We start from the raw sequence: 10,177 nt of genomic DNA, 5'->3' as shown, positions 1-10,177 counted from the left end.
CGGATGTACGGCAACCACAGCGGGCAGCGTGGCATCGACGCGCCGGCGCAGGCCCTTTGGCAGGAACTGCCGCACGGCGACGCGACCACCGGCGATGTCGACGTCGACGGCCGATCCGACCAGTGGCCAGCCGAGCGCCGCGGCAACGCGGTAGGGCAACATTCCTGTGTCGTATGCTCCCTCTGCGCGGGTGCCGGTCAGCACGAGGTCATAGTCCTTCACGTACGCCGCAAGCGCGCGCGCGGCGTCTTCGCCACCCGCGCAAGCGAGCACCTGGACTTCGCTCGCGCCGAGCGCCAGGTAGTCGTTGAGCGCGGGCTTGGCGGCGTCGCCCGCGTGAATCACGGCGAGCTGCGCGCGATATTTTTCCGCGAGGCCGCGGCCGAGCTCGAGCGCGGCGGCGTCGTTGCGGCTGTAGCGCGGCGCGCCGCTGACCGAATGGCGGCCGACGGACACCAGCACCGCGATACGTTGCACTTGCGTAGGGACGTTCATGCTGCGGCTCCTGCGGCTTCGCGGGGACGGGCTGCGGCCGGCTGCTGTCCCCGTGCGGGGCGCGCGGCCTGCACCTGCTCGATCAGTGCGGCGATCAGTGCCTGCGCATCGCCGACGATGGTCAGGTTCGCGCGTCTGGCGATCGGCGCGCTGCCGTCCAGATTGACTGCGATCACGTGACGGCAGTCCTTGATGCCTTGCAGGTGCTGCACCGCGCCGGAGATGCCGAACGCAATGTAGACGCTGGCCTCGACCGTCTTGCCGGTCGCGCCGACCTGCTTGTCACGCGTGAAATGCCCGTTGTCGACCGCGACGCGGCTGGCGGCGATCGCCGCGCCGAACGCGCCCGCAAGCCGCTCGAACGCGCCGACGTCGGTCACGCCGTTGCCGGCCGCCACGATGAAGTCCGCCTCCTCCAGCGCGACCTGGGCGGCATCGATTTCCTCGACACCGAGGTCGCGATACAGTTGCGCCCCTCCCCTGGCGTGCAGGAACTCGCCGGACAGGCGCTCGCCCGCGCCGGTGAACGGCAGCTTCGTGTCAACCGCCCCCGGCGCGAGCAGAATGACCTCGGGCAGCGCGCGGGTCGCGAACGCACGCTTGGCGTGCGCATACACGCCGACGTGCCGCGCGTCGATCTCGACCACTTCCGTCGCGACGCTGGCGCCCGCCGCAGCCGCGTATCGCCGGCCGAGATCGCCGTCGCCGTTTGCGTTGTCGGGCAGGAAGACATGCCGGGGTGACAGCGCCGTCGCGCACGCCTGCAGTGCCCGCAGCTCGCTGTCTGGCGCGAACGTGCGCCGGTCGAACTCGGGCAGCGCGATCAGCTTGTCGACGCCGAGCTCCACCGCGTCGTCCTTCAGTTCCCCGAACACCATCAGCACCACTTCGGTCTGCGCATCGGCGAGCAGCGCGGCCGCCGCGACTGCCTGGCGCGCATGCTCGTCCAGCGCGCCGCGTTCGCTGTGCGCGGCGACGAGCAGCACATAGCGCGGCGCCTTCACCATCCTCCGCGGCTTTGCCGCCTCGGCTGCGTGGCCGTGCGCGGGCCAGTGCGCGGCGCTTGCGTCCGCGCTGCCGGACTCGCCCAGCGTGACCCGCCTGAGGCCCGCCGCCGTGACGATGAACGGCCGGCGCGGGTCGATTCGTTTAGTCGTGTTCATCGATTCACTCCAGCGAGGCGGCGACCAGCTCAGCCACGTCGAGCACGTCAGGGCGCGGGCCGACGACGCCTTCCAGCATCGCCGTGCAGTTCGGGCACCCAACCGCAACCACGTCCGCGCCCACCGCGCGCGCGTCGGCGATGCGGATGTCGGGAATGCGCTGCTTGCCGGGAATATCCGTCAATGGCGCGCCACCCCCGCCGCCGCAGCAGCGGCCGCGCATGCCGTTGCGTTCCATCTCGACCACCTGGATGCCGATCGTCTTCAGCAGCTTGCGCGGGGCTTCGGTTTCGCCGTTGTAGCGGCCGAGATAACAGGGATCGTGATAGGTGATGCGCTTGTCGCGCAGCGCCTCGACCGCTTTCGGCGCGATCAGCCCGCTCGACGCAAGCTCGGCCAGATAGCCCGTGTGATGCTTGACCGTGACGCGCAGACCCAGCGCGCGGTACTCGTTGCGCAGGCTGTGCATCACGTGCGGATCGGCCGTCACGATCTGGCGGAACGACAGCGTGCCGAGCGTGCCGATCAGGTGCTTCGCCAGCTGCTGGAAGGTCGCCTCGTCGCCAAGACGGCGCGCGACGTCGCCGGTGTCGGTTTCCACCTCGCCGAGCACCGCATAGTCGATGCCCGCCTGGTTCAGCACCTTGATAAAGGCGCGCAGCGTGCGCTGATAGCGCATGTCGAACGCGCCTTCGCCGGCGACGATCAGCACGTCGACCGTCTTGCCCGGCTGCGCCACCGGGGCATTCAGGTCGACCGACCAGTCATAGCGCGCAGCCGTATCGTAGCCGCCCATCGTGCCGGTTTCGCGCAGGTTCGCCAGCACTTCCGCACCCTTGCCCGGCACGGTGCCATGCTCAAGCGTCTGGTTGCGGCGCATGTCGACGATGGCATCGACGTGCTCGATCAGCATCGGGCACTCCTGCACGCAAGCGCGGCACGTGGTACACGACCACAATGTCTGCGCTTCGATCAGCCCGGATACGATCGGGCCGTTCGGCTCGCCGCGATGCCGGCCGACGGGAATGCCGGGCGTCGGGCTGCCTGCGTACGCGCCATCGGAGCCGCCCGCCATCCCGACGACAAGATCCTGGATCAGCTTCTTGGGATTCAGCGGCTGGCCCGAGGCGAACGCCGGACACGCGGCCTCGCACTTGCCGCACTGCACGCACGCGTCGAAGCTCAGCAGCTGGTTCCAGCGGAACTCGACCGGCTTCGCCACGCCATACTCCTGGTGCTCGATGTCGGGCAGCTTGAGTGCGGTCGGCGGCGTGGCGGCGCCACTTCCGGTGTACGACTCGGGCGATGCCGCGAAGCGCTCCTGGCGCGGATGGAATGCGAGATGCAGCAGGCCCGCGATCGCATGCTTCATGGGCCCACCTTGCGCTGCGCCGACCGTCATGGCCAGCGCGCCGACGGCGATCAGCACCGCGCAGAACACGGCGAACGCCCCCGACATCAGACCGGCCGGCACCAGTGAGAACAGGGCGAGCCCGAGCGCGAACGAACCGAGCAACCATGGCAGCGTATTCCACGGCCCCTTCGACAAGCGCGCGGGCACGTCTTTCGCCCGGCGCCGGCGCCACACGAACGCCGCACCGACCAGCATCGCCAGCGCCGCGGCAAAGGTCAGCTTGTCGAGCCAGGGCGAGTAGATGGCGAGACCGTAGTTGACGAACACGAGCGCAAGCGCGCCGATCGCACCGCCGGCCGTCGCGACGTGCGTCTTGGCGATATACGGATCGCGTGCGACCACGTGGTGCAGGTCGACGAAATAGCGCTTGGGAATCGTGAACAGATTGGCAATGCCGAACGCGCCGGGCGCGCTCGCCCGCCCAAGCCGCCAGTACGACGCGCGCTTCAACACCGCGAAGGCGAGCCCCGCCACCGACAGCCAGAGCAGGACGGTAATCAGGTTGGAGGGGTTCATCGTCAGAAATCCTTCACGAGCCGCAGCGCGTCGTAGATCGCGCCGTGGATGTTGTGCATCGAGATACAGTCGCCAACCCGGAACAACAGGAAGCGGCCGTTGCCGAGCGTCTCCAACAGGCACGGTTGTGGTTCCGCCGCGAACAGCTTGTGCACGTCGACCTGGCCGCGGTTGACCGATTCCGGCTTCAGCTTCCAGTACAGCGTGTCGTTCGGCGTCGAACCATTCTCGATCACCACCTGGTCGACCGCGCGCTCCTCGAGTTCTTCGGTGTATTCGTTGCGCAGCACCGCGATCTTCTTGCCGTCCTCCTCGTAGACGCGATCGAGCCAGTAGTTCGGGGTGTGGATCACGCCCTGCTCGTACAGCCGGCGATAGAAGATCGGGAACGTCGTGCCGCCGCAGTCGTCGGCCACCTTCACGTCCGGCGTGACGATCTCCACCTTGGCGCCGCGGCTGGCCAGGTAGTCGGCCACGCCCGCGCCTGCGTGCGTGCTCACGCCGTCGTAGACCAGCACGTTCTGCTTCGCTTCGACGCGCCCGGACAGCACATCCCACGAGCTGACCGCCAGCCCCTCGGCGACGCCCCACGCGGGCACCTGGTCGGAGAATGCGCGGCCGCCGGTCGCCAGCACGATGATGTCCGGTTTCTCCGCCATGATCATCTTCGCGTCGGCTTCGACGCCCAGGCGCCGGTCGACGCCGAGGCGCTTGGTCTCCATGTCGAACCAGCGCACGATGCCCGCCATCTGCTCGCGCTGCGGCGCCTTCGACGCGAGCATGATCTGCCCGCCGACTTCGGCGTTCTTCTCGAACAGCACGACGTCATGTCCGCGCGAACGCGCGACGCGTGCCGCCTCCAGCCCCGCCGGACCCGCGCCGACCACGACGACCTTGCGCTTCGGGCCGCGCGACTTCTCGATCAGGTGAGGCATGGTCGCCTCTCGCGACGTCGCGGCATTTTGCACGCACAACACATCCAGGCCGTTGTACTGGCGGTCGATGCAGTAGTTCGCGCCGACGCATTGCTTGATCTCGTCCTCGCGCCCGTCGCGGATCTTGATGACCATATGCGGATCGGCCATCTGCGCACGCGTCATGCCGACCAGGTCGACCATGCCGCTGGCGAGCAGGCGCTCGGCCTGGCCCGCGTCGCGGATGCTCTGCGCGTGCATCACCGGCACCTTGACCACCGCCTTGATACCCGCGGCGAGATGCACGAACGGCTCGGGCGGCAGCGCCATCGGCGGCATGCAGTTCGCAAGCGTGTTGTGCGTGTCCGCGCCGGAGCCGATCACGCCGAGATAGTCGATCAGCCCCGATTCGGACATCGCCTGCGCGATCTCCTTGAGCTGCTCGTGATCAAGCCCATCCTCATGGAATTCATCGCCGCACATGCGCAGGCCGACGCAGAAATCCTTGCCGACCGCCTCGCGCACCGCCTGCAGCACCTCGACGCCGAAGCGCAGCCGGTTCTGCAGGCTGCCGCCCCACTCGTCGGTGCGGAAGTTCGTGCGGGGGCTCCAAAACTGGTCGATCAGGTGCTGGTGCGCGGCCGAGATTTCGATGCCGTCCATCCCCGCGTCCTTCACGCGCTTCGCGGCGGCGGCGAAGTCGGCGATGATCCGGCGGATCTCCTCGATCTCGATGATCTTCGCGTTGCCGCGGTGCACCGGCTCGCGCACACCGGAAGGCGTCATCAGGTGTGGCCAGTGCTCGCCGTGGAACGCCGAGCGGCGTCCCATATGCGTGGCCTGGATCATGATCCTGGCGCCGTGGCGGTGCATCGTCTCCGCGAGACGCGAAAGCGGATCGATGATCTGGTCGGTCGCCAGGTTTACCGACTTCCACCAGCCCTGGGGACTATCGATGGACACCGGGCTCGAGCCACCGCAGATCGCCAGGCCGACGCCGCCCTTCGCCTTCTCTTCGTAGTAGCGAATGTAACGGTCGCCCGGCAGGCCGCCCGGCTCCGCATACACCTCGGCGTGCGCGGTGCTGACGATCCGGTTGCGCAGCGTCAGCTGGTTGAGCTGCAAAGGTTTGAACAAGTGGGGATAACGCATCGCGGACGACCTCTGGCGTTTGTATGCTTCGTAGTGCGGACTGGTTCGGTCGGTGGAGTTTGCTTAGTGGGCGATTGGCGACACTTCGAACACGCAATGATCGTGACCCTCGCCCGCGCACTGCACCTCCTTCGACTGCGCGCGCGGTGCGCCCTTGCCTGCTGGCGTCGTGTCATTGACCCAGTCCATCGCGCCAGCGAACCAGCCGGCGAACATGTAGCAGAGCTTGCCCTCCTTTTCCGGCTGCGCGAGCACGAACGACGAGTGCCGCAGCGCAATGCGCGCGCGGGCCGTTGCCGGATCGGCGTCCAGGATCGAGAACAGTCCCCAGCCGCGCTGCGACAGCCGTTTCAGGTAGTGCTCGAACACCGCCATCCCGCTGATCGCGTGCAGCTTCGCTTCCTTGTCGCACCAGTGGTACGCGGACTTGTAGCCGGCCTTGTAGAGGATTTCCGCGTACGTATCGCGGCCGAGCGCCTCTTCAACGGCGACGTGGTTGTTGGTGAAGAAGTGGCGCGGCACATACAGCATGGGCAGCGCATCGGTGGTCCAGACGCCGGTATCGGGATCGACGTTGATCGGCAGTTGCGGTTGCATCGTGGTGACTCCGTGAGGAAAAATGGCCGTTCGCGTCATCGCGCAGGCGCGGCATCGCCCGCGTGCCCGCTTGTGTCGCGCGGGCACGTCCCGTGTTTTGTGATTGCGTGAAAGAACTGGCGGCTTATGTGTGGATTACGCGCCCCACACGTCCTTGAACACGCGCACCCAGTTCTCACCCATGATCTTGCGGATGCGCGACGCCTTCCAGCCCGCGCGCTCCATCGCCGCGGTCAGGTTCGGGAACTCGCCGATGGTCCGGATGCCTTCCGGGTTGATCACCTTGCCGAAATTGGTCAGGCGGCGATAGCGGCCTTTGTCGTGCGTCAGCATGTCGAAGAACTCAGTGCTGTAGCCCTGCGTGAAGTCGGTGCCGATACCGACCGCGTCCTCGCCGACCAGGTTCACGACGTAGTCGATCGCCTCGATGTAGTCGTCGACCGTCGCCTCGATGCCGCGCTTGAGGAACGGCGCGAACATCGTCACGCCGACGAAGCCGCCCGCATCGGCGATCTCCCGCAGCTGCGCGTCGCTCTTGTTGCGCGGATGCTCCTTCAGGCCCGATGGCAGGCAGTGCGAGTAGCAGACCGGCTTCTTCGAGAACGCGATCGCTTCGGACGACGTGTTGCCGCCGACGTGCGACAGATCGACCATGATCCCGACGCGGTTCATCTCGGTGATGACTTCGCGGCCGAAGTCGGACAGCCCGCCATCGCGCTCGTAGCAACCGGTGCCGACCAGGTTCTGGGTGTTGTAGCAGAGCTGCACCACGCGCACGCCCATGTCGGCGAACGCTTCGACATAGCCAAGGTTGTCCTCGAACGCGTGGGCGTTCTGGAAGCCTAGGATCACGCCGGTCTTGCCTTCCCGCTTCGCGCGCAGGATGTCGTCGGTAGTCCGCACCAGCGTCAGCAGCGCGCCGTTGTCGCGGATCTGCTTCTTCATCAGTGCGATGTTGTCGACGGTCTTGGTGAAGTTCTCCCACACCGACACCGTACAGTTCGCCGCGGTGATGCCGCCCTTTTGCATGTCCTCGAACACCGAACGCTCGAACTTGGAGATGTTCAGGCCGTCGATGATGATGCTGTCCTGATGCAGCGCGCTCATTGGTTGCTCCAGTCTTGTCGGTACGCGGTTCAGTAGATCGGGAAGCGTTCGCAAAGCGCGAAGATCTCGCGGCGCACGCGCTGTTCGGTGGCCTGGTCGCCTTCCGGGTTGGCGCGCAGCGCCTCGAACACTTCGAGGATCAGGCGGCCGACCTCGCGGAACTCCGTGACGCCGAAGCCGCGCGTTGTCGCGGCCGGGGTGCCGAGCCGGATGCCCGACGTGATGGTTGGCTTCTCGGTGTCGAACGGGATGCCGTTCTTGTTGCAGGTGATGCCGGCGCGCTCGAGCGCCTGCTCGACCTGCGTGCCTTTCAGCCCCTTCGGCCGCAGGTCGACCAGCAGCAGATGGTTGTCGGTGCCGCCCGTGACCAGGTCGACGCCGCCAGACTTCAGCACTTCGCCGAGCGCTGCTGCGTTGGCAAGCACGTTGTCGATGTAGGTCTTGAATCCCGGCTGCAGCGCCTCGCCGAAGGCGACCGCCTTGCCCGCGATCACGTGCATCAACGGGCCGCCCTGCAGGCCCGGGAACACGGCCGAGTTGATCTTCTTCGCAATCTCTTCGTCGTTGGTCAGCACGAAGCCGCCGCGCGGGCCGCGCAGGGTCTTGTGCGTCGTCGACGTGACCACATGCGCGTGCTCGACCGGGTTCGGATGACGGCCGGCGGCGATCACGCCGGCGATGTGCGCCATATCGACCATCAGCTTCGCGCCGACCCTATCGGCAATCGCGCGGAAGCGGGCGAAATCCAGCTTGCGCGGATAGGCGGAAAAGCCGGCGATGATCAGGCTCGGCTTGTGCTCGTGCGCAAGCGCTTCGACCTGGTCGTAGTCGATCAGCATCGTGTCACGGTTCACGCCGTACTGCACGGCATTGAACCACTTGCCCGACAGTGCGGGCTTCGCCCCATGGGTCAGGTGACCACCTGCGTCGAGCGACATGCCGAGCACGGTGTCGCCCGGCTTCGTCAGTGCGAGCATGACCGAGCCGTTGGCCTGCGCGCCGGAGTGCGGCTGGACGTTGGCAAAGCCGGCGTTGAAGAGCTGCTTCACGCGCTCGATCGCGAGCGACTCAACCTGGTCCGCGAACTCGCAGCCGCCGTAGTAGCGCTTGCCCGGGTATCCTTCCGCGTACTTGTTGGTCAGCACCGAGCCTTGCGCTTCGAGCACGGCGCGCGACACGATGTTTTCCGAAGCGATCAGCTCGACTTGCGACTGCTGCCGCTCGAGTTCGTTCAGGAGTGCGCCGCGCACCAGCGCGTCGCGCTCGGCCAAGGGCTGCGAGAAGAATGACTGGGTGTTCGACATAGAGCTTCCGTGAGGGATTGAGATGGCTGCCTGACAGGCGGGACAGGCCCTCGTTGCCGGGTCTTCCTGCGTCGTCGGCGCAGCGTTGCCGACGGGTCTATTCTTGTCGTTCGGGTGTTAGGTCGATTGATGAATTCAGACGCGTTCTTTTCCTTTTCCGCCATTCGCGTCCGATTTGCACAAGTCGGTCATGGGACGCACACGGGCAAGTGCAAAAAGGCGGATTCCTATCACGTCACTCCCGCATGCTGCATTGCACTACGGTAGTGCCGCGCGCGGCAGCGCGAGTGCCGCTTGTCACGCATCCGGTGCAACACCGCTCGGCCCAAACGAGCTCGCCGCCCCAAACGTAGGGTTTCGCCGTATGGCACGTTTGTTGCGCCCGATTTATCACTAAAGCCATCGACGGTCGCCAGGCTTCAGACCTGAACGCCATCAGAATTCAAGGAACGCCCCCATGTCGCCCGACCGAACCGCGTCGCTGTCCCACTTCGCCTTCATGCCGTTGCCCAACTTCACGATGATTGCGTTTACCAGCGCGATCGAGGTGCTGCGGATGGCAAACTACCTCAGCGGCCAGGAACTGTACCGTTGGTCCATCGTCAGCCCGGAAGGCGGCCCGGTTACGGCGAGCAACGGGTTGGCAATTGACACCACCCGCGCCGACAGCATCGGCCGGCCGGACATCGTGTTCGTCTGCGGCGGCGTCGACGTGCAGCGCTCGACCACGGCGGACTACCTGTCGGCGCTGCGCCGCGCGGCGCGCGAGGGCATCGCGCTGGGCAGCCTGTGTACCGGCACCTACGCCTTGGCCAAATCCGGGCTGCTCGCCGGCTACGCCTGCGCCATCCACTGGGAGAACATGTCGGCGCTGAAGGAAGAGTTTCCCGACACGCGCTTCCTCAAGGAACTATTCGTGATCGACCGCGACCGCATCACCTGCACGGGCGGCGTCGCGCCGCTCGACATGATGCTGAACCTGATCACCATCCGCGTCGGCAGCGCACGCGTCACGCAGATCGCCGAGCAGTTCATCGTCGAACATGTGCGCGACACGAGCGCGCAGCAGAAGATGCCGCTGGTGGCGCGCCTCGGCTCGGCGAACAAGTCGCTGTTCGAGGTGGTCGCGCTGATGGAGAACAACATCGAGGAACCGCTGTCGCGCGAAGAGCTCGCGCGTCTGGCGAGCATGTCGCAGCGGCAGTTGCAGCGCCTGTTCCGCGACCATCTCGGGATGACGCCGACGCATTACTACCTGACGCTGCGTTTGCGCCGCGCGCGCGAGCTACTGCTGCAGACCGACATGTCCATCATGCACATCACGATGGCGTGCGGCTTCCAGTCCGCGTGCCATTTCAGCAAGAGCTACCGCGACTCGTTTGGCGTCGCGCCGACGCGCGAACGCCGGCAGCAGATCGCGCCGCTGGCGAAGACGCCGGGGTCTGTGGGGTCGGCGCAGATGCACGCGTGAGTCACTGACTCATGCGGTCGCGTGGCGATACAAAGCGGCCAGGT

General features: G+C 66.5%; 7 protein-coding genes and 1 pseudogene. 1 reads left to right on the top strand and 7 read right to left on the bottom strand.

Going from position 1 to position 10,177, the window contains the following annotated elements; genetic code table 11:
* The 7 genes and pseudogenes from P3W85_RS02110 to P3W85_RS02080 all read right to left on the bottom strand — a co-directional run.
* Window positions 1-495: pseudogene (locus P3W85_RS02110) on the bottom strand (electron transfer flavoprotein subunit beta/FixA family protein); the annotation flags it as partial.
* Window positions 492-1,658, bottom strand: coding sequence for an electron transfer flavoprotein subunit alpha/FixB family protein (locus P3W85_RS02105; protein ID WP_276263549.1), 1,167 nt, complete (start codon window positions 1,656-1,658; stop codon window positions 492-494). The gene P3W85_RS02105 and the pseudogene P3W85_RS02110, both read right to left, overlap by 4 nt.
* Before the next feature lie 4 nt (window positions 1,659-1,662).
* Window positions 1,663-3,588: a (Fe-S)-binding protein gene (locus P3W85_RS02100; protein WP_276263548.1), complete on the bottom strand. Its 1,926-nt coding sequence runs from the start codon at window positions 3,586-3,588 to the stop codon at window positions 1,663-1,665.
* A 2-nt stretch (window positions 3,589-3,590) separates the two neighbouring features.
* Window positions 3,591-5,654: an NADH:flavin oxidoreductase gene (locus P3W85_RS02095; protein WP_276263547.1), complete on the bottom strand. Its 2,064-nt coding sequence runs from the start codon at window positions 5,652-5,654 to the stop codon at window positions 3,591-3,593.
* A 63-nt stretch (window positions 5,655-5,717) separates the two neighbouring features.
* Window positions 5,718-6,251: a DUF5943 domain-containing protein gene (locus tag P3W85_RS02090; protein WP_276263546.1), complete on the bottom strand. Its 534-nt coding sequence runs from the start codon at window positions 6,249-6,251 to the stop codon at window positions 5,718-5,720.
* A 135-nt stretch (window positions 6,252-6,386) separates the two neighbouring features.
* Window positions 6,387-7,358 carry a dipeptidase gene (locus P3W85_RS02085; RefSeq protein ID WP_276263545.1) on the bottom strand — a complete coding sequence of 324 codons (972 nt, stop codon included), beginning with the start codon at window positions 7,356-7,358 and terminating at the stop codon, window positions 6,387-6,389.
* A 29-nt stretch (window positions 7,359-7,387) separates the two neighbouring features.
* Entirely contained in the window at window positions 7,388-8,662 is a 1,275-nt protein-coding gene (locus P3W85_RS02080) for a serine hydroxymethyltransferase (protein ID WP_276263544.1), read from the bottom strand.
* A 457-nt stretch (window positions 8,663-9,119) separates the two neighbouring features.
* Here P3W85_RS02080 and P3W85_RS02075 point away from each other — a divergent pair, with 457 nt between their 5' ends.
* A complete protein-coding gene (locus tag P3W85_RS02075; RefSeq protein WP_276263543.1) occupies window positions 9,120-10,133 on the top strand; it encodes a GlxA family transcriptional regulator in 1,014 nt (337 codons plus the stop codon).
* Window positions 10,134-10,177: the final 44 nt, after the last annotated feature.

This window comes from Cupriavidus basilensis (genome assembly GCF_029335485.1).
Taxonomy (GTDB): Bacteria; Pseudomonadota; Gammaproteobacteria; order Burkholderiales; family Burkholderiaceae; genus Cupriavidus; species Cupriavidus basilensis_E.
The sequence above is the reverse complement of the archived record's forward strand: the minus strand, read 5'-3'. Positions and strand labels throughout refer to the sequence as shown.